Annotated in this window: 20 protein-coding genes; 6 read left to right on the forward strand and 14 right to left on the reverse strand. The window is 59.1% G+C overall.

Annotated features, from left to right (window positions below; all coding sequences use genetic code 11):
• Nucleotides 1-3: 3 nt before the first annotated feature.
• The 4 genes from moaA to AB5164_RS00505 form a co-directional block, all read right to left on the reverse strand.
• A complete protein-coding gene (moaA, locus tag AB5164_RS00490; RefSeq protein WP_368142543.1) occupies nucleotides 4-1,059 on the reverse strand; it encodes a GTP 3',8-cyclase MoaA in 1,056 nt (351 codons plus the stop codon).
• Between the two features lie 235 nt (nucleotides 1,060-1,294).
• Nucleotides 1,295-2,332, reverse strand: a complete 1,038-nt coding sequence (locus tag AB5164_RS00495; RefSeq protein ID WP_368142542.1) for a putative endonuclease domain-containing protein — start codon at nucleotides 2,330-2,332, stop codon at nucleotides 1,295-1,297.
• Between the two features lie 215 nt (nucleotides 2,333-2,547).
• Entirely contained in the window at nucleotides 2,548-4,446 is a 1,899-nt protein-coding gene (locus tag AB5164_RS00500) for an ABC transporter ATP-binding protein (RefSeq protein WP_368142541.1), read from the reverse strand.
• Nucleotides 4,439-6,268 (reverse strand): ABC transporter ATP-binding protein, encoded by a 1,830-nt coding sequence (locus AB5164_RS00505; RefSeq protein ID WP_368138234.1) that lies wholly within the window; start codon nucleotides 6,266-6,268, stop codon nucleotides 4,439-4,441. The genes AB5164_RS00500 and AB5164_RS00505 overlap by 8 nt, the downstream gene beginning before the upstream one ends.
• Nucleotides 6,269-6,526: 258 nt before the next feature.
• Here AB5164_RS00505 and AB5164_RS00510 point away from each other — a divergent pair, with 258 nt between their 5' ends.
• From AB5164_RS00510 to AB5164_RS00520, 3 genes are all read left to right on the forward strand, one after another.
• A complete protein-coding gene (locus AB5164_RS00510; RefSeq protein WP_368142540.1) occupies nucleotides 6,527-7,873 on the forward strand; it encodes an MATE family efflux transporter in 1,347 nt (448 codons plus the stop codon).
• 54 nt (nucleotides 7,874-7,927) lie between these two features.
• Nucleotides 7,928-8,767 carry a MerR family transcriptional regulator gene (locus tag AB5164_RS00515; protein WP_368142539.1) on the forward strand — a complete coding sequence of 280 codons (840 nt, stop codon included), beginning with the start codon at nucleotides 7,928-7,930 and terminating at the stop codon, nucleotides 8,765-8,767.
• A 108-nt stretch (nucleotides 8,768-8,875) separates the two neighbouring features.
• Nucleotides 8,876-10,048 (forward strand): hypothetical protein, encoded by a 1,173-nt coding sequence (locus AB5164_RS00520; RefSeq protein ID WP_368138237.1) that lies wholly within the window; start codon nucleotides 8,876-8,878, stop codon nucleotides 10,046-10,048.
• Nucleotides 10,049-10,475: 427 nt separating this feature from the next.
• Here the strand turns inward: AB5164_RS00520 and ligA are convergent, their stop codons facing one another.
• From ligA to AB5164_RS00560, 8 genes are all read right to left on the reverse strand, one after another.
• Nucleotides 10,476-12,704, reverse strand: coding sequence for an NAD-dependent DNA ligase LigA (gene ligA / locus AB5164_RS00525; protein WP_368142538.1), 2,229 nt, complete (start codon nucleotides 12,702-12,704; stop codon nucleotides 10,476-10,478).
• A gap of 248 nt (nucleotides 12,705-12,952) precedes the next feature.
• The gene (locus tag AB5164_RS00530; RefSeq protein ID WP_368142537.1) at nucleotides 12,953-14,413 is read right to left on the reverse strand and encodes a S1C family serine protease; all 1,461 of its coding nucleotides are present in this window, start codon (nucleotides 14,411-14,413) and stop codon (nucleotides 12,953-12,955) included.
• A gap of 172 nt (nucleotides 14,414-14,585) precedes the next feature.
• The gene (locus AB5164_RS00535; RefSeq protein ID WP_117640056.1) at nucleotides 14,586-15,170 is read right to left on the reverse strand and encodes a hypothetical protein; all 585 of its coding nucleotides are present in this window, start codon (nucleotides 15,168-15,170) and stop codon (nucleotides 14,586-14,588) included.
• A gap of 3 nt (nucleotides 15,171-15,173) precedes the next feature.
• The gene (locus tag AB5164_RS00540; RefSeq protein WP_368142503.1) at nucleotides 15,174-15,530 is read right to left on the reverse strand and encodes a hypothetical protein; all 357 of its coding nucleotides are present in this window, start codon (nucleotides 15,528-15,530) and stop codon (nucleotides 15,174-15,176) included.
• Nucleotides 15,531-16,154: 624 nt separating this feature from the next.
• Nucleotides 16,155-16,670 carry a hypothetical protein gene (locus tag AB5164_RS00545; protein WP_368142502.1) on the reverse strand — a complete coding sequence of 172 codons (516 nt, stop codon included), beginning with the start codon at nucleotides 16,668-16,670 and terminating at the stop codon, nucleotides 16,155-16,157.
• Nucleotides 16,671-16,854: 184 nt separating this feature from the next.
• Nucleotides 16,855-17,517, reverse strand: coding sequence for a response regulator transcription factor (locus tag AB5164_RS00550; RefSeq protein WP_118256204.1), 663 nt, complete (start codon nucleotides 17,515-17,517; stop codon nucleotides 16,855-16,857).
• Between the two features lie 50 nt (nucleotides 17,518-17,567).
• Complete coding sequence (locus tag AB5164_RS00555) at nucleotides 17,568-18,905, reverse strand: glutamine synthetase family protein (protein WP_117745685.1); 1,338 nt, start codon at nucleotides 18,903-18,905, stop codon at nucleotides 17,568-17,570.
• Between the two features lie 134 nt (nucleotides 18,906-19,039).
• Nucleotides 19,040-20,062, reverse strand: a complete 1,023-nt coding sequence (locus AB5164_RS00560) for a LacI family DNA-binding transcriptional regulator (protein ID WP_349073825.1) — start codon at nucleotides 20,060-20,062, stop codon at nucleotides 19,040-19,042.
• Between the two features lie 232 nt (nucleotides 20,063-20,294).
• On the opposite strand from AB5164_RS00560, the gene AB5164_RS00565 reads away from it, so the two are divergent.
• Nucleotides 20,295-21,329: a sugar kinase gene (locus AB5164_RS00565; RefSeq protein WP_161115495.1), complete on the forward strand. Its 1,035-nt coding sequence runs from the start codon at nucleotides 20,295-20,297 to the stop codon at nucleotides 21,327-21,329.
• A 254-nt stretch (nucleotides 21,330-21,583) separates the two neighbouring features.
• Complete coding sequence (gene eda, locus AB5164_RS00570; RefSeq protein ID WP_161115494.1) at nucleotides 21,584-22,225, forward strand: bifunctional 4-hydroxy-2-oxoglutarate aldolase/2-dehydro-3-deoxy-phosphogluconate aldolase; 642 nt, start codon at nucleotides 21,584-21,586, stop codon at nucleotides 22,223-22,225.
• A gap of 391 nt (nucleotides 22,226-22,616) precedes the next feature.
• Here the strand turns inward: eda and AB5164_RS00575 are convergent, their stop codons facing one another.
• Entirely contained in the window at nucleotides 22,617-23,306 is a 690-nt protein-coding gene (locus AB5164_RS00575; RefSeq protein ID WP_368142501.1) for a GntR family transcriptional regulator, read from the reverse strand.
• Nucleotides 23,307-23,854: 548 nt separating this feature from the next.
• On the opposite strand from AB5164_RS00575, the gene AB5164_RS00580 reads away from it, so the two are divergent.
• Nucleotides 23,855-24,946, forward strand: a complete 1,092-nt coding sequence (locus AB5164_RS00580; RefSeq protein ID WP_368142500.1) for an ATP-binding protein — start codon at nucleotides 23,855-23,857, stop codon at nucleotides 24,944-24,946.
• Between the two features lie 250 nt (nucleotides 24,947-25,196).
• On the opposite strand, the gene ilvD is transcribed toward AB5164_RS00580, so the two are convergent.
• Complete coding sequence (ilvD, locus tag AB5164_RS00585) at nucleotides 25,197-26,975, reverse strand: dihydroxy-acid dehydratase (protein ID WP_368142499.1); 1,779 nt, start codon at nucleotides 26,973-26,975, stop codon at nucleotides 25,197-25,199.
• Nucleotides 26,976-26,988 lie beyond the last annotated feature (13 nt).

Raw genomic sequence — 26,988 nt, forward strand, 5'->3', positions numbered from 1 at the left:
TGATCATCCTCCGATTTGGGACATAAATCGTTGCGTGCCCTCAATTATCGCGTGTTCCTGCGGTTTGTGGGCCACGGCATCGCGCCAAATCGAAAGTACCTGCATATCATCACCACGGCGCAAGGCGTCGCGCACCGAATACTCGACATCGCTGAACAGGCACGGACGCACGTCGCCATCGGCCGTCAGGCGCAGACGGTTGCAATTCGCGCAAAAATGGTTGGACATGGCGCTAATGAAGCCGACCGTTCCCGCCGCGCCCGGAAAGTGCCAATAGCGCGCAGGGCCCGCGCCGGCAGGAGCGTCGTTGATGTCGAGCGGTTCAAGCTCGCCCAGCCCCGCCGCGGCGGCCCCGGCATTGATGCGCGCCCGCAGCTCGTCGCTCGGCACGGTATCGCTCGCGTCCCACAGCTCGGGATTGAGCGCGGGCGCATGCGGATCCACAGCGCAATGCGAGCTGGTGCGCTCGTCGCCGATGGGCATGTATTCGATAAAGCGCAGGTGGATGGGGCGGTCGACGGTCAGCCGCGCAAGGGCTGCCACATCCTGGTTGAGCCGACGCACCACAACGCAGTTGACCTTAACGGGCTCAAAGCCCCAAGCCAGCGCCGCGTCGATGCCTGCCATGGTCCGCTCGAGTCGACCCAGGCGCGTGATCTTTCCAAAGAGCGTAGGGTCAAGCGTATCGAGCGAGATGTTGACGCGGTTAAGCCCGGCATCTTTGAGCTGCGGCGCCAACTTGGGAAGCAGGGCGCCGTTGGTGGTGAGCGAGATGTCCTCGATCTGCGGAATCGCGCGGATGTCACGAATGAGCGGGATGATACGGCGGCTGACCAGCGGCTCGCCACCCGTCAGGCGCACGCGGCGAATGCCCTCCCCCGCTACCAAGCGCACAAAGCGGGCGATTTCCTCGGCGCTGAGCAGCTCGTCGTGCGCGCGGGGCGCCACGCCATCGGCCGGCATGCAGTAAATGCAGCGGAAATTGCACTTGTCGGTAACGGCAATGCGCAGGTAGTTGATATCGCGGCCAAAGCCGTCATGTTGCACGTGCCCGTCCACGCAGCCCTCCCCTCACGCGGCGTTTTATTCTTCGGAAAACATAATACCCCACGAGAGAATCATGCCGACACCCGTACGACAGGACAGGTCGCTTCGAGCAAGACCGGCTTCCCAAGCCCATCCTCAACACGCAAACCATCACAACATTCGATGCTTTTCCCGATTTTGGCGAAAAACGTCGAATGTTGTGATGGTTTGCCCGCCCACGGCACCCCGTAGAAGGACCGGAACGCCTCTAAAGGCCGCCGTCCCAGTGCCGAATCACGAATTCTCGCAAGTCGTTCTGACGTTTCTGGAACACCTCGCTTCGGTCGCACTTAAGACCCATAGCGAGCGCGATGGCGTTCATCGCCCGGTGCAATTGCAGCTGGTGGGCAAACTGAGTCCCGGTGAGGACGATCATCCTAAAGCCCAGCGCGCTCAGCACGGTCATACGCTCCGCATCCGACGCGCTGCGCTGTTTATCAAGATGGTCCGAGCCGTTGTATTCAACCCCCGTACCGCTCGCAGGCGCATATACGTCGATCTCGAAATACCCGGCCTTTGCGAGATACTTGAACTCGTTGGGAACATCGACCCGATGGTTGAGCTCGATCTTGGCGTATCCCAGCCCGCCCTGGGAACGTTTTGCTACGACCATGATTGCGGTGGCCGTCTCCATGGGCGACCGCGCGCCATCGTGCACGTGCCTGAGCACGGCGGCCGCGCGTATGGCCCCCTGACGAGATCGGTTCTCATTGCAATAAGCAATCAAGTCGGCAACGGTATACCTCTGCCCCATCTCGATATAATCGCCTGTCGACAGATGATTCAAATGGTATCGTGCGCAGATTTCGTAGCCATATTCCAGCTGCTCGGGCTCGCTCATCCACGAACCCGCTTGGACAAAGCACATGGCCTCATCAACCACTAGAAGGCCCTCTGCCACCTCGATAAGATGGCCTGGAGGTATCGGCGCTCCAAACACGTGGCACCTAAATCCAGCCGGCGTCGAGCGCTCAAAATCGAAGTTGACGAGCGTATCGATATGATCGAGCTCTTCTCGTGGAATACCGAGCGAAACCAGATAGTCGGTAACGATCCCAACTGCCATTGAAGCCCTCAGCCCCTTGGCATCGAGTCCCAGTTTGGGCAGGCTCGCGGTCGGCTCCGCCTCGTTAGCAAGCGAGTCCTCATCGTATAGGCTGCTTGCTCGCGAGAGCGGCTCGGACGGGCGCGCCACGTTGTGGTACAGCCAGGCAGTCTTATGGGACAGGACGATCGGCAGGTCCATGAGCCCTCCAATGGAGTCGGATAACCAACCTTATTCCCCTGCTCACGGGTTCGCACACCTTCGTGCGCAAGAAAGCGATTCCACCCGGTCGAGTGGCAGAAAAACCATCACAACATTCGATGCTTTTCCCGTTTTTGGCAAAAAACATCGAATGTTGTGATGGTCTGAGGTGAGGTGAGGGGCACGGAGGGATCAAAGCATCGTGCTCGAACGGGTTAATCCAGCTCTTTTAAGCCATGCGCCAGCTGCCAGTACTCGCCGTGCTGGGCGAGCAGCTCTTCGTGCGTGCCGCGCTCGATGATGCGGCCGTGTTCGAGGACCATGATGGCGTCGGCGTCGCGGACAGTGGACAGGCGGTGCGCGATCATAAACGTGGTGCGTCCGCGCATGATGCGGTCCATACCGCGTTCGATGAGCTTTTCGGTACGCGTGTCGATGCTCGAAGTGGCTTCGTCCAGGATGAGCACCGGCGGGTCGGCGACGGCCACGCGCGCGATGGCGAGCAGCTGGCGCTGGCCCTGCGACAGGTTGGCGCCATCGGCCGTGACCGGTGTGTCGTAGCCCCGCGGCAGGCGGCGGATAAACGAATCCGCGCAGGCGGCCTCGGCAGCGGCGCGCACCTCCTCGTCGGTCGCGTCGAGCTTGCCAAAGCGGATGTTCTGCGCAATGGTGCCGCTAAACAGGTGCGTGTCCTGCAGCACAATGCCGAGCGACCCGCGCAGGCTGGTCTTGGCAATGTGCTTGACGTCGATGCCGTCGTACGTGATCTCGCCGTCATCGACCTCGTAGAAGCGGTTGATGAGGTTGGTAATAGTCGTCTTGCCGGCGCCCGTGGAGCCCACAAACGCAATCTTTTGCCCCGGCTTGGCAAACAGGTTGAGGTCCGTGAGCACGCGGGCGCCCGGCACGTAGGAAAAGTCCACGGCATGGAAGCGCACGTCACCGGCAAGCGGGACCAAGCCGCACGTGAGCTCGATGCCGTCGGCGGCCACCGCGCGGCCCGACTCATCAACGGCTGCCACGTCATGCAGGTGCCCGTAGACGCCCACGCCCTGGCCCTCGGGAATTTTCCACGCCCATGCGGCATCGCCCGTCTGCACCAGCTCCACGCAGCCCTCGTCCACCTCGGGCTCAAGGTCCATAGCCGCAAACAGGCGCTCGGCACCGGCCAACGCGTTGAGCAAGAAGTTGCCGAGCTGCGTAAACTGGTTGATGGGCATGGCGGCCTGGCGCACAAAGACCAGGTAGCTCGCGAGCGCACCTACGTCGGCGAGCCCCTTGATGCAGAGCATGCCGCCCGCCACGGCGACGATGGCATAGTTGACGTAGCCAATCACGACAGTCATGGGCACCATGGAGTTGGCATAGCTCACGGCGGCGGTGCCGGTGCGGCGAAGCTCGTCGTTGCGGCAGGCAAAGCCGGCGACATTCGCCGCCTCACGGTTAAAGACCTTGATGACCTTTTGACCCGAGACCATCTCTTCGATATATCCGTCCAGGTCGCCAAGCGATGCCTGCTGGGCAGCAAAGAAACGCTTAGAGCGCGCGCCCGAGTAGCGCGCATACAGCACAATGGCCGCATCGCACACGAGTGTGATAATCGTGAGCTGCCAGTTAAGGATGATGAGCATGGCCGTGGTGCCCACAACCTGAATGGCGGCCTGAATCACGTTAGCAAAGCTGTTGTTGAGCGCCTCGGAGACGGTGTCGACGTCGTTGGTGAAAAAACTCATGATGTCGCCCGAGCGCGTGCTGTCAAAATAACTGAGCGGCAGCGTCTGGATGTGCGCGAACAGGTCGCGGCGAATATCGGACACCACGCGTTGGGCCGCACGCACCATGATCTGTGAGTAGCCCAGGGCCGAAAGCACGCCCGCAGCGTAGATGATCGCCGTCAGGATGACCTGCCTGGCAAGCAGTTCCTCCCCGCCCGTGGCCAAACCGTTAACGATGGGACGCACCATGTAGGTGCCGGCGAGGCTCGCGATGGCGGCGACGGAGGCGAGCACGCCCACCGCGAGCAACGAGAACTTGGCATGCCCCATGTAGGAGAGCAAGCGACGCACAGTGCGCTTGAGGTCGGCCGGGCGTGCTTGGGCTGCGGTCTTAGGCATGGCGCTCACCCCCTTCCAAGGGTGATCCGCATACGACGGAGGAAAACGGATCATTCGCGCAACCATCGTCGCTGCCGTCGCCGGCGTCCGCGTTCCTCGCAAACTCCATCTGCGAGGCATAAATCTCCTGGTATATGTTGTCGCCCGCTAGCAGTTCCTCGTGCGTGCCCACGCCGTGGACACGACCGTCGTCCAATACCACAATGCGATCGGCATCCATGACACTCGCGATGCGCTGGGCGATGATGAGCACGGTCGCATCGGGAATCCGAGCGATGTGCTCGCGAATCTTTGCGTCGGTCGCCATATCGACCGCGCTGGTGGAGTCATCAAAAATGAGCACGCGCGGATGCTTGAGCAGCGTGCGCGCGATGCACAGGCGTTGCTTCTGGCCACCCGAGACACCGGCGCCGCCTTGGCCCAACTCGCCGTCCAGCCCGCCGATGCGATCAAGGAACTCGTCCACGCACGCCGCGCGGCAAGCCGCGAGGAGCTCATCGTCCGACGCCTGCGGATTGCCCCACTGCAGATTCTCGCGCACGGTGCCCGTAAACAGCACGTTCTTTTGCAGCACAATGCCCACGGCGTCGCGTAGGGTCGCGAGGTCGTAGTCACGCACGTCACGTCCGCCCACAAGCACGGCGCCCTCGGTAGCGTCGTACAGGCGCGCAATCAGCTGCACAAGTGAGCTCTTGCCCGAGCCCGTGCCGCCGAGGATGCCCACCGTCGAGCCGCTCTCGATGCGAAGGTCGATATGCTCGAGCACATCCTCGGCTGCATCCGTGCGGTATTTAAAGGAAACGTCGCGAAACTCGATACTGCCGTCCGCTGGCGCCGCAATCGCGAGGTCTCCCGCGGGGTTGGCGATAAAGGGCTCCTCATCGAGCACCTCGGCGATACGGCCCACACTCGTAAGAGCGCGCGTGAGCAGCAAAAACACGTTGGAAATCATCATGAGCGAATTCATGATCAGCAGCACGTAGCTCATAAAGCCCGTGAGCGAGCCCACGCCCAGCTTGCCGGCGAGAATCATGCGGCCGCCAATCCACAGGATGGAGAGCGCAGCCACGTACATCGACAGCTGAAACACCGGCAGGTTGAGCACCGCGCTGCCAAAGGTCTTTGTCGCAGTGCGCGCGAGCTCGGTATTGACGGTGTCGAACTTGGCCTCCTCGTGCTCGGTACGAACGTAGGCCTTGACGGCACGCACGGCGGTGAGGTCTTCCTGTACCACGCCGTTGAGGTGGTCCATCGAGGTCTGGAGTTGGCGGTAGAGCGGGCTCACGCGATAGGTGATGACGCCCAGCACGATTGCCAGCACGGGCAAGATGATCGCAAAGACGGTGGCGAGCGGGCGCGACAGCATCAGCGCGTAGATAAGGCCGACGATAAGCGTCACCGGGCCGCGCACCATAGGGCGAAAGCCGTTGCCCACAGCATTTTGGATAACGGTGATGTCCGTGGTCATGCGGGTGACGAGCGAGCTGGCGTCGTAGTTGTCCAGGTTGCCAAAGGCGAGCGTTTGAATCTTTTTGTACTCGGCCTCGCGCAGGTTAGCGCCTAGGCCCGAGGCAACGCGGGCGGACGTGCGGGCATAACCCAAGCCCAGTACCAGCGAAAGCGCAGCGCACACCAACATGTACGCACCCTGTAGCAGCATGTAGTTGATATCACCCGCAGGCACGCCCACATCGATGATGTTGGCCATGATGACCGGGATAAACAGCTCGAGCACCGTCTCGACCGACACAAAGAACACGCCGAGGATGGCATCGCGACGGTATGCCCCTAGATAGGAAAACAGTATTTTGAGATTGCGCACGCAGGTTCAACCCCCATCAAACGTTGTTCGCAAACGCACGTATTATTGCGCGCCGAATAATGGTGTCAAGTATTCCGAAATCGTTTTCTGCAAGGTTAGCGCCGGCGGCGAGTTCTCGTGATGTGTGTCCATATTCACTCGGAATAATGGTGCGCGAGACTTTTTCGCTCCGGCGTCATCACAAACCTTGACTCTACAATCGTTGTAGGGTTTTCACTACACTGGTAGCTAAACGAACCCAGCCAGAAAGCCCCGCTCATGGAACACGACCTCACACGTGGCAATGTCCTCAAGACCATCGCGGTCTTTGCCCTGCCCTATATGCTCTCGTACTTTTTGCAGATGCTCTACGGCATGGCCGACCTGTACATGATGGGGCAGTTTAGCGGCGCTGCCGGCATCACCGCCGTGGCAAATGGCGCGCAGACGCTCTATATGATTACCGTGGCGCTCGTGGGCCTGGCCATGGGAACGACGGTCATCGTCGGCCACGCCGTGGGTTCGCGTCGCTTCGATCGCGCCGAGACCGCCATCGGCAACACCATCACGCTCTTTATGGGCGTCTCGGTGGTGCTGGCCGCTGTCCTGCTCGCACTGTGCCCGCAAATCGTGGCACTCATTGGCACGCCGGCCGAGGCGGTCGAAGGCACCGCCGCCTACCTGCGCATTTGCTTTGTCGGCATTCCGTTTATTGCCGCGTACAACATTCTTTCGGCCATCTTTCGCGGGCTGGGCGATTCGCGCTCGCCCATGTACGTGATCGGCGTGGCATGCATCATCAATATCGCGCTCGACTTTCTGTTTATCGGGCACATGGGGCTCGGCCCCGTGGGCGCGGCGCTCGGCACGGTAACCGCCCAGACGGCAAGCGTTGCCCTCGCGCTCGTGTGGCTCAAGAGCCGTCGCACGAACATCCACGTTAAGCGTAGCGACCTGCGCCCCCAACCCGAGGTGCTCGGCAGCATTCTTAAGATCGGCGTGCCCGTGGCCGTGCAGGACGGCTGTATCCAGGTGGCGTTTATGTTTATCACCGTCATCGCCAACCACCGAGGGCTCGTCGACGCCGCCGCCGTGGGCCTGGTCGAGAAGATGATCAGCTTTTTGTTCATTGTGCCGAGTTCCATGGGCGCCACCGTCAGCGCGCTCACGGCGCAAAACGCCGGCGCCGGCAAGGGCGATCGTGCGCGTCAGGTGCTCAAGGACGCCATGACCATCTCGGTAGTGTACGGCTGCCTGATCACGGTGCTGATGTGGCTGGTGGCACCGGCGTTTATTGGCTTTTTTGCCAAGAACGCTGCAGTGGTCACCGCCGGCACCGGCTATATGCGCAGTTATATTTTCGACGCGATTTTTGCCGGCATCCACATTTGCTTTAGCGGCTTTTTCGCTGCGTATGGCAAGAGCTACATCGGCTTTGCGCACAACGTGCTAGCCGTGGCGCTCATTCGCGTGCCGGGCGCGTGGCTGCTGTCGAACGCCTATTCCGATACGTTGTTTCCCATGGGCATCGCCTCGCCGTGCGGATCGATTTTGTCGGCGGTCATCTGTGTTGTCGCGTTTACCGTGCTCAACCGGCGCGGGGCTTTTGACAGGTTGGTGGCGTAGCGGGGCGACGTAGGCCTGGCGTCCCTCCCCGACCCTATTGAAAGGAGCGGTCCCATGACCGACTCGCCAACCGAACATACCGAGGGCCTGCTCCGCATTGGCGAGGTGGCGCGCTTGTTTAACCTGAGCGTGGGCACGTTGCGCCATTACGAGCAAATGGGCTTGCTGGACCCGGCACACATCGATCCGGCGAGTGGGTACCGCTACTACGGATCGCGGCAGCTCTCCACCCTCAATACCATCAGCCACCTGCGTGTTCTCGACTTGCCGTTGGCGCAAATCCGTGAGTTTGTGACCACGCGCGACGTGGACCTTATGCAGCGGCAGCTGGCTCAGCAACAGGAGCTCATCGAGCGCAAGCGCCGCGAGCTGGAGCGCGTGTCGCGCAAGATCGATAACCGGCTTGCTCTACCGCACGATGCCTTGAACACCGAGCTCGATACCATTTGCACAATCGATGCGCCCGAGCTTCGCTGCGCCGTGTTGCGCGAACGCGTCAACCCTACCGACGCCTATGCGCTGGAGTGGCAGATTCGTCAATTGCAGAAGGGCCAGCACGAGACCTTTGTCTTCCTGGGCAACTTGGGCGTTGGGATTAGCGCCGAACGCCTTGCCGCCGGCGACTTTGATGGCTACGACGAGGTCTTTCTGCTGCTGGATGGCACGGACGATTACCTGGGCGATGTCGAAGTACGTCCCGCCGCGCGGTGTCTGACGGTCAGCTTCCGCGGCACGCACGGTCAGGCGGCCCCGCGCTATGAGCGCTTACTCGATTACATGCACGAGCGCGACCTGTCCCCCGCCGGTCCCTCGCGCGAAATCGCCCCCATCGACGACATCATCAGCGACGACCCGGGGGCGTATGTGACGAGGATCGCGATACCGGTCCGCTAATCACTACCATTTATCGAGCAATTCCATCCATTTACCTTAATCCGAATTAGATTGTATTATGTAGCAAATAAAATGACAGCATATTGCCCCCCATAGGCAGGAGACATTATGCCCAGAGTTCAATCACGTCGCTCGTTTCTTCTCGGCCTAGCCTCGATCATCGGCTTATCCGCGTCACGCCCAACAAGAGTATTCGCTGCCGACTCAAACTCATCCGTCGCTTTTACATCAGACCTAGCACAAGACTACGCGCTTTCCCTGTTGCCCATCGTCGACGGATCCGCGAACTTAGAGATCGAGCGAATCGTTCCCGTATGCCAACAAATCGGCCTTATCTGTGGCTATGAAATCAGTGTCACAAGGGAAGGAAGCCCTTACGGTTATTTAGTACTTGACGCATCATATCCCGGGCTTCTGAAGGAGATAACCCTCGGCGATACCATTCTTCCGATTTCAGCTTCTCTATCAAACGCCATTTCAACTTATTCCGGCCAACAGGCCACAAACCCAACCGTACTAATTTCGTACAACGATATTGAATATGGAACTTTGGTGCCAGGAACTAGAGACTGTGTAACCAACTATAACAATATACGGTCTGTCCCGATTGCCACCGAAAAGGGTATAACACCTCAAAGCAATAACCCAACTTCATGGAATGCAGTCATTATCAATGAAGATGACTTGATGTTGCATTTCCAAATAGACGATTTAAACGGAATACCGTTCCGAGGAGTCTCGGAATCATTAGTTGAAGCCCGCACTAATAAGTATGCATGCGTCGTTTCTGCCTTGTACGCTGTATCAATGCATTACGGTCTCACCAGTTCAAACGCTAATCAATTTAATCCCGATTATTATAAAGAAATATGGAACGTCACTGGCACAACAACGTATAAGACCAATGATCAGGGCGTCGAGTACGGAAGCACGATCATCCCAGATGGAATTGTTCCGTTTAAAAGTCTTGCCGCTCAAAAGGGTAGAGCACTTAATACTCAATTTTTCGGTTATCAGCCTCAATTCGCTCAGTACAGAGCAACTATCGATCAAGGGAATATCGGCTTGTATCATATGTGGATCAACAGCCGAAACAGTGAAGGATCCGTCGAGCTATCAGGTCATACAGTCACGGTAACTGGCTATTTTACTGGGCATAATGGAAGCTCTGGCATCGAACTGCAGTGGCTCGAAGTATTCGACGGATGGAACACTTATCCCCGAGCGATTAACTATGCAACGCCCAATATGGTCAAATTGAACGGAACAGTCTTTTGGTAAACCGGATGGCACCATCAAAATGCTATGGCACCACGGCCTTTGCCCTGGTTACGATATTGGTGATTTTCGCTATGTTTGCATCCGTTTCTTCATGCACAGATAGAGCCCGCTATAGCGGAGGAGATGATTACCTTGTCTTTGGAGTCGGCAGCGTTCATTCTATTGAGGGAACGGAACTCGTAATCCAAACAGACAACAGTCCCCGCTACACCGACGCTGGAAAGCAAACCCGGATTACATTCCCCTCATCTGGCCGAATCAAAGACAAGCTTTCCCAAATCAAAGTTGGGACAAGAGTTTCCTACTCACGCTTTGAGTCGGTAGACGCATCTGGATCATACGAGGGAAACGATATCGAAATTGAACAGGCAAACACTATAAGGAGATGTTGAGGAACTGAGCCTCTGCGCAGTTCCTCAACAAATCATTATGCCTCCGGGACCCTACCCGTCGCCAAAATCTGTTCAAGTGCCGCCTCGTCCAGCACGGGCACACCCAGCTGCTCGGCCTTGGTGAGCTTGGAGCCCGCTTTGGGGCCGGCGACCAGATAGCTCGTCTTCTTTGACACGCTGCCCGAAACCTTGGCGCCGAGCACCTTGAGCGCCGCGCCCGCCTCGTCGCGCGTGCGGTTGACGAGCGTACCGGTGAGCACGAAGGTCAGACCCGCGAGCGGCTGTGCGTCGGCGAGCTCGCCCGCCACGCCAGCGTCGGCTGCGGCTTGCGCGTGCGCGGCGCCCAGGTCGACCTCGAGTGACAGACCCGCCTGGCGCAGACGTTCCAGCACGGCAAGGTTCTCGGGCACGGCCAGGAACTGCTTGACGCTCGCCGCAATCTTGGGACCGATGCCCTCGCACTCGGCGATGTCCTCTTCGCTCGCCAAGATGAGCTTGTCAATCGACAGGAATCGCTCGGCGATGACCTCGCCCACGCTCTTGCCCACATGGCGGATACCCAGGGCAAACAGCACGCGACCGAGCGGCTGGCTCTTGGACTTGTTGAGCTCGGCGATGATTTTCTCGGCCGTCTTGAGGCCCACCGGAATGGGGTCGCCCTTCTTGACGCCCTTTTTGCTGTTGGAGCTGGCATAGGTGCGCCCTGTGTCCAGGCCTGCGATGTCGTCGACCGTGAGCTGGTAGAAGTCTGCGACGTCGTGGATCAGCCCGGCGGCGATCATCTTGTCGACGATCTCGTCGCCTAGGCCGTCGACGTCCATGCAGCCGCGGCTCACCCAGTGGAGCAGGCGCTCCTTGAGCTGCGCGGGGCAGTCGATGGAGACGCAACGGTAAGCGACCTCGCCGTCCTCGTGGACCACGGGGCCGCCGCACACGGGGCAGACCTCGGGCATGTGCCAGTCGACCGAATCGGCCGGACGCTTGTCGAGCACCGGGCCCACGACCTCGGGGATCACGTCGCCTGCCTTGTGCACGATGATGGTGTCGCCCTCGCGCACGTTTTTGCGACGGATCTCGTCGATGTTGTGCAGCGTGGCGCGCGCGATGGTGGAGCCGGCAACCGTCACCGGGTCGAACTCGGCGACCGGCGTGAGCACACCGGTGCGGCCCACCTGGATGCGAATTTCGCGCAGGACGGTCCGCTTTTCCTCGGGCGGGAACTTAAAGGCAATGGCCCAGCGCGGTGCGCGGGCGGTAAAGCCCAGGTCGAGCTGCTGTTGAAAGCTGTCGACCTTTACGACCACGCCGTCGATGTCGTAATCCAGGTCGCCGCGGTGCTCGAGCGCCTGGGCACAGAACTCGTGGACCTCGGCCGGCGTGGCGCAACGAGCCACGTTGGGGTTGACGCTAAAGCCGGCGCTACGCAGCCAATCGAGGAACTCGCGCTGGCTGTGGACGTGCAACGGATCGGTATCGGCGATGGCATAGATAAAGGTGGCCAAGTCGCGACGCGCCGTGACCTTGGGATCCTTCTGGCGCAGGCTGCCGGCGGCGGCGTTGCGCGGGTTGGCGAAGGGGTCGCGCCCCTCGGCATCGGCCTCGTCGTTCAGACGAACAAAGCTGCCCTTGGGCATATAGACCTCGCCGCGTACCTCAATGGTGCGCTCGCGGTCGGCGCCCATGTGGGCGAGCGCCGGCTCGGACAGGTGCATGGGCACATCCTTGATGGTACGGACGTTGAGCGACACGTCCTCGCCCGTGGTGCCATCGCCACGTGTGGCGGCGCGCACAAAGGTGCCGTTTTGGTAGGTAAGCGCCACGCCCAGGCCGTCGATCTTAAGCTCGCAGGTATAGGTGACGCTACCAGCACCGAGCGCGTCCTCGGTGCGCTGGAGCCATGCGTCGAGTTCGTCTAGATCCATGGCATCGTCCATGGAATACATGCGCGCCATATGCGTGACCGGCGTAAACTGCTCGCTCACGTATCCGCCCACACGCTGGGTATAGCTGTCGGGCGTCACCAAATCGGGGTAGGCCGCCTCGATTTCCTGCAGTTCAACGAGCATTTTGTCGAATGCGGCATCCGTGATCTCGGGCGCATCGAGCATGTAGTAGCGATAGGCGTGGTAATCGAGCTCGTGGCGCAGCTCGGCCGCACGTGCTGCCGCCTGGGCACGGGCATCGGTCGGTGCAGCGGTATCCGCGCTCACGGGCGTTTCGGTATCGATGTCCACGCCGTCACCAAACAGGCTCGATTGCTCCATAGCGGCACTCCTTCGCTCGATTTCAAACGGATACAAGAGTACCACCGGTCGCGATGGAGCCAAATCGCCCTTTCCAACCGCACCGAATCGGCAGCCGCTAGACCGGGATGGATCGCGCGATCAAACCATGCCCTTGCCATTTCTAAATGATCCGTTTTCCTCCGTCCCCAACGGATCAATAAGAAAAGAGAGGCTGTCCCGCGTTGGCGGAACAGCCCCTCTGGCATCGGTATGTGCGATACGGCTCGTTAGTAGCCTTGGCCGTAGCCCTGGCCCTGACCCTGCTGGCCCAGCAGCTCCTCCAGATACTGGCGCAACTGCTCGTCAGTAATGCCGCCGTTGCCGGTGTCGGTCGCGCTGTCGTCCTGCTGCTGGCTCTGCAGCTCCTCGTCAGAGCCCAGCTCAACCGTGACCTTCTTCTCTTCCTTGCCGCGCATGAGCGTGATCTCGACCTTCTCGCCCACCTCGTGGCTGCGCAGAGCGATGATCAGGCCATCGGCGCTCGTAATCTCATCGTCGCCCAGCTTGGTAATGACATCGCCCTCTTGGATGCCGGCCTTGGCAGCGGGACCGTCCTCGACGACGCTTGCCACGTAGGCGCCGCTATCGGTGCTGAGCTTGTTGGTACGGGCATTGAGCGCATTGACGCTCGAAAGCGTGGCGCCCAGGTACGGATGAACCGGCGTCTTGCCGTCGATGATCTGGTCGGCAATGTTCTTGGCATAGTTGACCGGAATGGCAAAGCCCACGCCCGAGCTGGAGCCCGAATAGCTCTCGATGAGCGAGTTGATACCCACGAGCTCGCCGTTGTCGTTGACGAGCGCGCCGCCGGAGTTGCCCGGGTTGATGGCAGCATCGGTCTGGATCATGTTGGCGTAGATGGTGTTGCCGCTGGTAGAGCTCATGGCCGTGGAGCGATAGAGCGCCGACACGATGCCCGTGGAGACGGACTGCTCGTTGCCGAACGGCGAGCCGATCGCCATGACCCACTCGCCCACGTTGAGCTTGGAGGAGTCGCCGATCTCGATCGGGGTGAGCTTGGAGGCGTCAGCATCCTTGAGCTTGATGACGGCCAGGTCGCTCGAGGCATCGTTGCCCACGAACTCGGCCTCATAGGTGGTGCCGTCGTCCATGGTCACCACGTACTGGTCGTAACCATCGACCACGTGGTTGTTGGTGAGGATGTGGCCCTCGGTATCGAGTACCACGCCCGAGCCGACGCTGCCCGAGCTATCCGACTCGTCGGCAGACTGCGAAAGCGAGCCGTTCTGGCTACCGCTCGAAGTGGCGGTGATGGAAACGACGGAGGGCAGGGCCTTGGCAGAAACGGCCTCGGCAAGCGTGGTGTCCTCGGAGTCGATCGTAATCTTTTGCGTCGACGAACCCGAAGCACCCGCCGTCACGGCATTCTTTCCGCCGCCAATATTGAGCGTGCCGCTCATAATGAGCGCAATGACCAGCAGGGCTCCGCAGGCACAGCCGGCGAGTGCCGTAATAAAGATCGGCAGCTTTTTGGTCTTGGTCTTGACCACCGTGTGCTTGTTTACAACCTGCTGACCGCCCAGCGGCTGGCCGGTCTGTGTATCGTAAGCCTGCACGTAGGGAATGTTACTGCCGGCAGGCGTCGACTCCACCTGCACACGCGGCTGCTGCTGGGTCTCGCCAGCGTTGCCCGCATCCTGAGGACGCTGGGAATCGTTCTCGCTCATGGCTGCGATCCTTTCGTCTAATAACCAAAGGCCCGCCAAACATGTGGCGGGCCATCATTGTTCGCGTTGAGTTGTACCCCAAGCTGGGCAGTCCCGAGCACTAGATGCCAAGATTTCAGCTTTGCTTAAGTAATGACATACTTATAGGCCAATTCGTTCTATGCCGTCATGTCTATTCGATATAACAGTCGATAGCAAAGCTATATGTTGAATCGTTAATGAAGTCCGTAATCGTCGCGCCCATGCCTGATCCGCACGTCCACTTATCTTTCTCCGCGTCGTATGGCGTTGGCTCCCACCCCGTTTCATATGATGCTTCGCTTTCCGTGAAGTTATTCATCACGTATTTATCCTTCTGCATGAGCGCGTACCAAGCGTTTGCATACATCACAAGCGGATCGATTTGGACTATCGAGTACTTTCCGGAACGAATCTCAATTTCTGTTTTATCGTTATAATAAGCGACTGTGAGCTCAATCTTGGCAAGCAGCGGCAACGTTTCATCTGATTCCCTCTGGATTGTTATGACATCACCGGCCATAGCGTCGGCAGACACAGTTTTGCTCTCTGGCGTGAAAATAGTCTCTCTGCTTCTTGTTCGCGTTTTTTCATTGCCATTTTCATCTCTGACCACCGTGTCGACCACGAGCGTCAATCGCTTCTGAGCGTCCGGCAACTCCACGGCTTCTGCCATCCCGGCTCGCATCAAAATAGGAGCCCCCGCCATCAGACCTAAGAACTGCTTTCTATCAATCATTCTTCATTCCCCTTGTCTACTTGATTTGACTTTCTCAGCTGAATGGGGATACAGAACAGTCCCGTCAAGTTCCTTATCTTCCACAAAAACTAGAATCCATTTATCACCTGCTTTCAACCCTGAGACATATCCGGAACTTGACTTACGGCGCATATCGATTCTCTTACGGCAACCACTTGGCATAAGCGCCTCAAATTGCCCGTTATGAACATCCGATAGAACGCGCACCTCGACTGCAACAACCGTGTCGTTTTCTCCCCCATTAGTCGCCCTTAACAGAAAGAAGCTCGCCGCGGTGAGCAAAGCAAAGGAAAGCACCAATAGGAGCATTGCCCTTCGAATGAACTTGTCGCCGTTCACGAGTACAATCAACCCTTGCAATATGTGCCATCGTGAGACGTGTAAATTGATACGTCATATGGAAGAAACTGTAGCTGGTTTGTCCATCCATTCCAAACAACAAGCAGGTACTTCTTGGCATTCGAGTATGTGTTATGCATTGCCACGTAGCCCACAACTGCCATTGCGTGCCCGCTGCCATTTGACCGGAGCCTTCCAGAGAAAATACTCAGATTCCCCGAGTCGGTATTCACCCTAAAGGAATCCCATGACGGATACCAAACGAATGACGTCTCAAGCTCCTTGCCTCGTCTTGCACAAAACTCCTTTAAGGCCGGAGCGGGTTTGTCAGGAGAAGTCTTGCCTTGAGTAAAGTACAGACCAGTCGCTTGATCATATTTCTTTCCTCCTTCTTCTTCCCATGTCCCCGACAGCCTCCAAAGCTCCGAGTATAAATCGGACAATTTAAGGCGGTTCAAAGTCACATAGTGACTGCTAACTGCAAACATTGCCGAAACAGCGCAAGCATAAGTCCCCGTTTCTTTGATAACTTCTGTTTGCGTTGGCGTTATTATTCCCGAAACCGTTTTGCTCGCATCAACAACATATCCCTGTTTATACAAATCCTTGGCAGATACAAAAACGTCATCGAAATGTTCCGGCGATCCGCTGCGATTGCCTCCCGAGGACAATTAATTTGGTACTTTTTTTTCCACTTGCGTCTAAAACAATGTTTTTATCTAAGTCGGCAACGCCAACAGTTAGCTCGTCAATCTTTAACGCAACGACGTTATCCGAGGATGCGAGGAGTGCAATTTCTTCGCTTGCACTCTCGATAGGTAAAAGAGCGTTCGGAGCCAAGCAGTATTCGCTGATCCACCAAGATCGCTCTGAATCAAATACGACGTAGCCATAGTTAACGTCATCCCGCTTCGCACGAACGATATACCCGATTGATTCCCCATCGGAATTCACCATTTTTACTGGGTCACAAGCGGTCACCGGCTCATCCGATACATCATCAAAGAAAGCCTGCGCTTGCTCCACAGCTATTTGCGGTGTGACACGGACCAAGTCGTCGTCTCCAAAAACCAACCTTGGAGACATCAGGGCGGCAAGCAACACTATGAATCCGACAATCACCTTTCTCGAATAACGCATTTCTTCCTCCATCCGTGTAGTAGGGAGATACGGTAACTAAATGATATTCGCTAGATAGTGTTATACGTTTGATATTGTTTTTACTGACACACTTTTAATCGGTGAAAGGTCTTCTTTTCGCCCTAAACGAGAAAAGGGTACTGGAGAAATCTCCGGTACCCTCACATTGCCCTCTATTTACTTGCTAGTCCTTAAACAGATAGCCCACGCCGCGGACGGTGGTGATGTGTGCCGCGATCTGCGGGCCCACCTTGGAGCGGATGCGTCGGATGTGCACGTCGACGGTACGCGTACCGCCGCAGTACTCAAAGCCCCACACGCGGTGCAGCAGTACCTCGCGGCTGTAGGCACGGTTGGGATGCGTCGCCAAAAAGCTCAGCAGCGAGTACTCCATCAGCGTCAGGTCGATAGGCTCGTTATCGAGCGTCACCTGGTAGGTAGCCAGGTTGATCTCGAGGTTATCGATGTTGAGCACATCGTCGGCGGCGACGGTCTCCTCCTCGCCCATCAGGCGCTGCGCGCGAGCCTTAAGCTCGTTGGGCGTCGCCGTGGGGCATACAAAGTCGGCATGCGCGTGATTCGGCAGGCGCAGGGTGCCGAGCGCCTCGTCGTCGACGATCACCAGCATGGGGACGCCGCCGCGATCGTCAAGCCACTTGGCAATCTGATCGATGCGGTCGCTGCGGATGCCATCGGAATCGAGGATCAGCAGGTCAAAGTCGTGCGCCGCAGTCGGCGAATCGGGGGTGGCCAGGCTCACCTCGACACCCAGGGTGGTCGTCAAGCTGCGGGCAAACTCGTGGAAGCGCGTCGTGCGCGCCATGAACAGGGCACTCTTTTCGGACATATCGGCCTCCAAAGAAATGAGCTCAATCATACTGGAACAAGCCAGCGCGATTAGGAGTTCGCCAGGTAGTGCTTGATCTCCCACTCGGTGATCGTGGACTCAAACTTATGCCACTCGTCGCGCTTCTTTTTGAGGAAGAAGCTGTGGATGTGCTCGCCGAGGGCATCCTTCATAAACTGCGAGTCCTCAAACACGTCGAGCGCCTCTTTGAGCGAACGCGGCAGCGGCGTGTAGCCAGCCTCGAGCATCTGGCGGTCGGTAAGCTTGAGCGTCTCAGCCGTGGCCTCGGGCGGGAGTTCCAGCTTGCGCTCGATGCCGTCGAGACCAGCCGCCAGCGTGACGGCGTTGACCAGGTACGGATTGGCCATGGGATCGGGGCTGCGAAGCTCGATGCGCGTGGACAGCTGCTTGCCGGGCTTGTAGACCGGAATGCGGACCATACTCGCGCGGTTGCGCAGACCCCACGTGGCGTACTGCGGCACGGAGTCGCCACCCGTGGTGATGCGCTTGTACGAGTTGACCGTGGGGTTGGTGATGGCGCTGATCTCGCGCGCGTGCGCCAGAATACCGGCCATATAGTGCTTGGCGATATCGGAGAGATGGTATTTCTCGTCGTCCTCGCCCCAAAAGACGTTGTTGCCGTCGTGGTCGAATAGCGACTGGCACAGGAACATAGCGCTGCCGTCCTCGCCTGCCAGCGGCTTGGGCATAAAGGAGGCGTGGCAACCGCTCTCGTAGGCCTGCTGCTTAATGATGAGTTTGGCCGTGGTGATGGCATCGGACATGCTCAGGGCCTCGGCGTGGCGCAGGCTCATGCCGTGCTGCGAGCGGCCGGCGGCGTGGAAGGTGTACTCCACGGGCACGGACATCTTCTCGAGCGTGAGGACCGTGTTGCGGCGCAGGTCGCGAGCGGCATCGCTCACCGAAAGATCGAAGTAGCCCACGTTGTCGAGCGGCTCGGGGGTGTGCTCGTCGGGGAAGTAGTAATACTCCAGCTCGGCGCCCACGTTGAGCAGATAGCCAGCCTTCTCGGCCTTGCGGAACATGCGGCGCAGGGCATCGCGCGGATCGCCGGCGAAGGGCTTGCGGTCGGGGGTGCACACGTCGCAGAACACGCGGGCGACGCCGTTATGGCTCGGACGCCACGGCAGAATCTGGAAGGTCGAAGCATCGGGAAACGCCAGCATGTCGGCTTCCTCGGGCGTGGCAAAGCCCTCGATGGCGGAGCCGTCAAAGCCAATACCCTCCTCAAAAGCGACCTCGAGGTCCTCGGGGCTAATGGCAAAGTTCTTGAGGCGGCCGAGAATGTCGACAAACCACAGACGCACAAAGCGGATGTCGCGCTGCTCTACGGAGCGGAGTACGTAATCGATGTTCTGCTGGTTCATGTCGCTCCCCTTTCTTTCGGGCGGGTTTCGACTGGTCTATATCGCAGATACTATCGCAGAAAAATGTTTCCGCAGGGTTAAAGCGTATCAAGCGCTCAAAAAACGTGCGCGAACAGGCCAGCTCGAGCAGACGGTTAGCGCGAGGTCGAAGCGCGGTGTTCGATGTGGCCGGGGATCTCGATGCGTTTGGGCGCCAGCTTTGCGGCCTCGCCCACGGTGGTGGTAACGACGTCGATGCGCTCGGAAAGGCGCTCGACTACGCGCTCGGCAATGGTGAGGGTGTCCTGCGCGGCCGTGGTGACGCCGCCAAAGAGCACATGGTTCCAGGGGTAGTCGTCAAACGTCGCGATCTTGAGCCCCGCCGGCAGCGAGGGACCAAGCTGCGCCAGCGCCTCGGTCAGACGCAGGAAAACCAGGCCGTTGACGGCGATAAGGCCGAGCCTTTTGCCCGCGTAGTCGCGGATGGTCTTGTCCAAACGGCCAACGCCCGTGGCGCCACCGTCGGCCAGGGTGACGACCTCGCCCGCAAGGCCGCGGCGCGAAAGCTCGTCGGCAAAGGCCTCGGCGCGCTCTCGACGCACGGGGCTATCGTCGCTTGCCTCGGTGAGCAGGCACAGACGCTCGCTGCCCGCAGCTGCCAAGGCGTCTACCAAGCCGGCGACCAGCTCACGGTTGTTAGATGTCACCAGGTCAACACCGCCGTCGGCAACGTCGCGGTCGAGCAGCACGACGGGCAGACGTCCCGCTGCCGCGGCGATCGCCTCGTCATTGCCTCCGCAGGTGTTGACGACCAGGCCGTCCACGCCGGCATCGATAAGTCTGGTGAGCGACTCCGCTTCCTTAGCGGGGTCGTTGCCGCTAATGGCCGTCATGAGCGAGCAGCCGCGCGCCGCGGCGCTGGCGGAAAGGCCCTCGAGCATGGCGCTCGAGAACGGGTTGGCGATGTCAGCCAGAATCACACCGATGAGGTTCGTACGCGAGCTGCGCAGATTGCGCGCGGCGGCACGTGGGCGATAGCCAGTGCGCTCGATAACTGCCGCGATGCGAGCACGGGTCTCCTCGGTCATTTGCCCGGGGCGGTTGTTGAGATAGCGCGAGACCGTGGCCGGGCTCACGCCCGCCTCGGCGGCAATGTCCTTGATTCTCATCTGCGCCATAGCGCACCCCGTTTCCCAATGTCGGCAGTCTGAGCCATTTTAGGCATTTTTTAAAAATCTCGGTTGCAAAACGCTGTAGGTGAGTATACTACAACTCGAAACGAAACCGATTTCGTAAACCGATTTCGGTGAGCGTTGGCACACAGGTGCAAAGACGCACCCTACCGTCTTGGCACCTGCGTGCCAACGCCATATCAAAGGTGTACGCACGAGTAAAAGGAGCTGCGCGACCATGGGTAAAACGGTTCTTACCTTCGGCGAGATCATGATGAGACTCTCACCCAAAGACCACCTGCGTATTGAGCAGGCAACCGAGTTTGACGTCCGCTACGGCGGCGCCGAGGCCAACACTGCGCTTTCCCTGGCCTACCAGGGCGACAAGGCCGCTTACGTCTCCGTTGTCCCGGCCAACCGTCTGGGCGAGTGCGCCCTGCGTTCGCTGAAGGCCTACGACGTCGACACCACGCGCGTCGTGCGTCAGGGCGACCGCCTTGGCTCCTATGTGTTTGAGGTCGGTGCCTCGCAGCGCGGCAACGGTTGCGTCTACGACCGCAAGTACTCTGCCATCAACATGGCCAAGCGCGACGTCTTTGACTGGGACGAGATCCTCAAGGGCATCGATGTCTTCTATTTCTCCGGCGTGACCCCCGCCGTCTCCGATGAGATGGCTGCCGCCTGCAAGGATGCCCTCACCGCCTGCCGCGCCAAGGGCATCACCACCGTGTGCGACGTCAACTATCGCGGCAAAATGTGGTCGCCCGAGAAGTCTCAGGCCACCATGAAGGAACTCCTGCCGCTCGTCGACATCTGCATCGCCAACGACGAGGATGCGCCTGCCGGCCTTGGCATGACCTGCGTCTCTGGCTCCCTTGCCCATGGCATCGAGGAGCGCGACACCTACGTCGAGATGGCCCGCCAGATCTGCGCCGAGTACGGCTGTAAGAAGGTCGCTTCGGTCGTCCGCAACATCTCCTGCGTCGAACGCTCCATCTGGATGGGCATGCTCTTTGAGGCCGAGAGCGGCGAGCACTGGTTCTCCCCTGCTCACGACGTGCACGTACTCGAGGGCGTTGCCGCCGGCGACGCTTTCAACGCCGGCCTCGTCCATGCCCTCATCAACGACTTTGACCCGCAGGACGCTGTCAACTACGCGATTGCAGCCTCGATCCTCAAGCTCACTATCAAGGGCGATTCCAACTTGGTGACCGCAGACGAGATCGCAGCCGCGGCATCCGCCGCCGACGGTGGCACCCGCGTCGCCCGTTAATTCGTTCCCCATTCCGCGGGCCGCAGCTTTCCAATCCCATACCCCTGCGGCCCGCTCCCCGATTCCTCCGGCCGGGCAAAACCACCAGTCCCATTCCGGTTTTGCCTGGCATTCCCTACATGACTGGTCGAGCAGCCGGTTTTGGAATTGCTTGAACCCCAAGCAGTGCCTCCGATAACCAATCCAAAATCGGCTCCTGACCAGCACATTTGGCAATCACGCGCCCATGCGCGCCACACATCGAAAGGAACATCATGTTCGATCAGTTCTACACCACGCTTGAGTCCCTGGGCATCGTGCCGGTCGTTGTGCTCGACAAGGTCGAGGACGCCGCTCCGCTCGCCCACGCCCTTATGGCAGCTGGCATGAAGTCCGCCGAGGTCACCTTCCGCACCGCCTGCGCCGCCGAGTGCATCGCCGCTATGGCCGAGGCCGAGCCCGAGATGTGCGTTGGCGCCGGCACTGTCCTGACCGTCGAGCAGGTTGAGCAGGCCCGCGCCGCCGGTGCCAAGTTCATCGTCTCCCCGGGTTACAACGAGAACGTCGTGAAGCACTGCATCGACATCGACCTGCCCGTCCTTCCCGGCACCGTGACCCCCTCCGAGGTTACCGCAGCCGAGAACCTGGGCCTCAAGGTCACCAAGTTCTTCCCCGCGTCCCAGTATGGCGGCCTGAGCACCATCAAGGCCCTCGCCGCTCCGTTTGTCGGTCACCGCTTTATGCCTACCGGCGGCGTGAGCACCGCCAACGTCGAGGAGTACCTGAGCTCCTCTGCCATCATCGCCTGCGGTGGCACCTGGATGGTCAAGCCGGCCCTGTTTGCCGATGGCGACTTCTCCAAGGTCGAGCAGATTGCCCGCGAGGCCATGGACGTCGTCAAGAAGGTCCGCGGCTAGGTTTAGCTCTCTATCGTGAAAGGGGGCGTGCCCTAGACCTCGCCCCCTTTCTTTTAAAGCGGCTCGGAAGCGCGCCGTTTCCGTCACGAACAAGAACCAAAACCGTCTTGTATGCTGATAGAACGTGACGGAAGCGACACGCCTCCAAGCCGCTTTGCCTACTCGGCTGGCCGTCGCGCTCAACTAAGCCACTTCGACAAAAGCCGAGCCACCAAAACAGCTGCGGTGCCGTCTGGAGGAATGGACCCTTGCTTCCGGTCTTTTCCTCCAAGCGGTGCCGCAGCTTTGTGCCCCGGTTACGCCCCAACGCAGTTGCGGTGAAATAGGGACTGTTTGCGCCACCTAGGTCACAAAACAGTCCCTATTTCACCGCAACTTATATGGGGATTGATTAGATGAACGAGTCTTTGGACAGCTCAAAATAGTCGGGATGCAAGGCGATAACCGGACCTTGCTCTTCGGGCATCAGGTGCAGGTGCGTCTCTGCCAGATAGCTCGCCGCGTCGGTATCGCCCCTCTTAATGGCCTCGAGAATCCGGCGATGCTGCCGACGAATCGGCTCCCAATCCAAATCCTGCGACACCATACGCAACCAGTTATATCGCTCAAAATGCGTGTTGATGCTCTTCATCCAACCCCACAACATGTGACGACCGGCAATCTCAAAACATGTCTCATGGAACAGGTTATCCAGGTCAAAGAAACGGCGCGTTTCGCCATGGTCGAGCGACTCGGACTCGGTAAGAATCTGCTCAAGCCGCTGCTTTTGCTCGGGCGAGGCGGCCGAACAGCATTTAATTAGCACGCTTCTCTCGAGCTTCTCGCGCAAAAAGCAGGCGTTTTCGGCGCGTTCCATGCTGATCTTAGAGACGTAGGTGCCGCTTTTGGGACGCGTTTCCACCAGCTCCTGCTCACGCAGGCGCACAAAGGACTCGCGAATGGGCGTGCGCCCGATTCCCGTCTCCTTTTCCAGACCAATCGCCGAAAGGCGCGTGCCGGGCCTGAGCTCGGCATAGATGATCTTGGACCGCAATGCGTTGTACGCCTGGTCTTGCAGGCTCTGATAATGCTGCTGTTCCATAAAGCCCTCGGATGAAGCCACGGTTTGTCGAATACCACCATGCAATACTATCGCATCGACACGCCCCCTCATAAGTTGCGGTGGAATAGTTCCTGTTCAAAGCCTTCAGCAGCAAAAACAGGAACTATTCCACCGCAACTTCCAACAGTCTTTTTGGGACGGGGCTTTTTTGGCTACCCTGAGCCGCAGGTCGGCCCCTTGCCACAAAAGGGGCCCATCTACTACGTTAACGCGGATAGCCCCGACCATGCCGAAAACTGCAAAAATAAAACCGCAGGTAGACAGCTTGTCGATTTTCGAAAAAGCCGACTATGGTTGACCCCTGCGGCTTAAACGTAGTAGATAGGCCCTTTTCGTGGCGCAGCACTACTGCACCCCAAATTGGCACCCCGAGCCCTCGTGAGTTGCCAACAAGCTGTTCGCCCAGCGCTTTATCCGCGCGGCATTTGGAAAATAGCACCACCGCAAAACCCGCGAGTAGCGCTTACTTTGCTATATCTCACTATACTTTGCTATATCTTGCTATATCTTGAGCAAAGGTGGCTCACATGCAAACAAACCCTTTTAAGCCCACAGCAGGTAAAACACCTCCCACGATTATCGGCCGCGAAGATGTGCTCGAAGAATTCAATGAGGGCCTCGTCAACGGGCCTGGTGCCCCGGGGCGCCTAATGCGCATAGCCGGCGTCCGTGGAACGGGCAAGACGGTCCTCCTTGACGAGTGCTCACGTTTGGCGCAAAGCCGTGGCTGGACGGTCATAAAAGAGGTCGCAACCGAGGGACTTTGCCAGCGCATTCTCGAACAGCTGCAGCCCAAATTCCAGGCCAAGCACGCCAGATTTGAGCCCACCGTAGCTGGCATATCCATCGGCAGCATAGATATTGAACGAATCGGCCCATCGCTACGCGACGCCATGAGACAGACAATATCCAAGAATGGAAATGGCCTGCTCATCACTCTCGACGAGGTTCAAGACGCAGAGCTCGATGAGGTCCGAACGCTCTCCATTGCGATTCAGCAGGTTATCGGCGAAGACCTTGATATCGCCTTTGTTTTTGCGGGTCTGCCTTCGATGATTGAAAGCATCATCAACGGAAAGACACTTGCGTTTTTGCGCCGCGCCCTCCCCTTTGACCTGAAGGCTGTGGCAGTAACCGAAGTGTTGTATTCCCTCGAGGAAACCATTGAAGCGTCTGGCGTGGAGTTGCAACCAGGTATTGCCGGCCAACTTGCCGAGGCAACGCAAGGCTATCCTTTCATGATCCAACTCGTTGGATACTACGCATGGCAGTTGGCGAGACGCGCGCATACAGCGATTATTGGAGAAGAAGAAGCCGAGCGCGGCATTGCAACGGCACGCGAACGCTTCTGCGCCATGGTGATTGAGCCCGCGCTGCAGCGCATTCCGCCCACGTGCATCGCTTATCTGCTGAGCATGGCGTCTTTGGGGCAGACGAGCTCGACCAGCATGGTTGCCGACGCCCTAAACAAAACGCCTCAACAGGTAAGCTCCGTCCGCAGCCGCCTGTTAAGAGAATCGATTATCGAGGCTCCTTCGTACGGCAAGGTCTCATTTGCCATCCCCTACATGCGCGACTACCTCTACGAGCACAAAGCCGAACTGGAAGTTGAACTGTAGAAACGGCAACTGCCCTGCAAGACGAAAACCGTTTTCATACAGATTTAAAGCAGACGCAAATGCGTTTCGTCTTAGTTTGCGTACGAAATTAAGACGTAAATTGCGCTTTCGCACGCTTATTACCAGACGCAAACTGTTTTCGTCTGTCCATACGTCCCCAATCCAGACGAAAAGAGCCCCGAGCTCAGTGTAAGCTCGGGGCCCTTCGTGCCGCGCATCTATGAGAGGAGAACTTTGATGCGCATGGGCGCTACTCCATGTAGCCACCCTGAATGGCGGAAACTGCATGCTCGGTAAAGAACTTGAGCGTGCCGGAGGTATAGCGATTAGCCTTGGGCTTCCAGGCGGCGCGACGCTCGGCCAGGACGGCGTCGACCTCGGCCGGCTCCATCTCCTTGCCGGCGATGCCAACGATGGACAGCGAGCGCTCGGGAATATTGATCTGGATCAGGTCGCCCTCCTCGATCAGGGCAATCGGGCCGCCCACGGCAGCCTCGGGCGAAACGTGACCGATAGCCGGGCCCTTGGAGGCGCCGGAGAAGCGGCCATCGGTGATCAGGGCAATGCTCGCACCCAGCTCGGGATCGCTGGCGATAGCCTCGGTGGTGTAGAACATCTCGGGCATGCCGGAGCCCTTGGGGCCCTCATAGCGAATGATGACGGCGTCACCGGGCTTGATCTCGTGCGTCAGGACGGCATGGATAGCGTCCTCCTCACAATCGAACGGGCGGGCCTTAAGCGTGGCCTGGAACATCTCGCGCGGAACGACGGTGTGCTTGACGACCGCGCCCTCTGGAGCAAGGTTGCCGTGGAGGATGGCGATGGAACCGTCGGTGCCGAAGGCCTGGTCAAACGGACGGATGATGTCCTCGCGCTTGAGATTCCATTTCTCAAGGTAACGACCGCACTTCTCGTAGTAGCCGTTGTTCTTGAGATCCTCGAGGTTCTCGCCGAGAGTCTTGCCGGTGACGGTCATAACATCGAGGTGGAGCATCGACTTGATCTCCTCCATGATGCGCGGCACGCCGCCCGCATAGTAGAAGAACTGCGCCGGCCACTCGCCTGCGGGGCGAACGTTGAGCAGGTAGTGAGCACCACGGTGCAGACGATCGAAATCGTCGGCGGACATCTCGATGCCAAACTCGCGGGCGATCGCGGGGATGTGCAGCAGCGAGTTGGTGGAACCGGAGATGGCGCCGTGGACCATGATGAGGTTCTCGAAGGACTCCTTGGTCACGATGTCGCGCGGGCACAGGTTGTGCTCGGAGAGCCACACGGACTGACGGCCGGCCGCGCGGGCAAACTCGCGCAGGTCGGAGCTAGTTGCGGGCAGCAGGGCGGTACCGGGGAGCATAAGGCCCAGGGCCTCGGCGGTAACCTGCATGGTCGAGGCGGTGCCCATAAAGGAGCAGGCGCCGCAGCTGGGGCAGGCGTTGTGCTTGGCGAACTCGAGCTCCTCGCGGGAGATTTCGCCACGCTCGTAGCGAGCCGAGATAGCGCCGAGCTGCTCGAGGGTCAGCAGGTCGGGGCCGGCATCCATGACACCGCCGGTGACGACGATGGAGGGGATGTTGATGCGGCCCATGGCCATGAGGTTCGCAGGCAGACCCTTATCGCAGCTGGCGACAAAAACGCCGGCGTCGAACGGAGTGGCCTTGGCGTGGATCTCGATCATGTTGGCGATCATGTCGCGGCTGGGCAGCGAGTAGTTGATGCCGTCGTGGCCCTGGGCCTCGCCGTCGCAGATATCGGTGCAGAAGTAACGGGCGCCATGGCCACCGGCCTCGGCAACGCCGGCACGGACCTCCTCGACCAGCTCGAACAGGCCGGCAGAACCCGGGTGCGAATCACCGAATGTCGACTCGATGATGACCTGCGGCTTGTCCAGATCCTCGATCGTCCAGCCGGAGCCCAGACGCAGCGGGTCCATCTCGGGGCTGATGGTGCGAAACTTGCCGGAACGCGGCTGCAGCTTGGCAACCAGGTTGGCTGCCTCCTGCTGAATCTGTGCTTTGGTCTTCTCGTCCATGATATTCTCCTCT

It is taken from the genome of Collinsella aerofaciens, from assembly GCF_040915425.1.
In the GTDB taxonomy this organism is placed as follows: domain Bacteria; phylum Actinomycetota; class Coriobacteriia; order Coriobacteriales; family Coriobacteriaceae; genus Collinsella; species Collinsella aerofaciens_BW.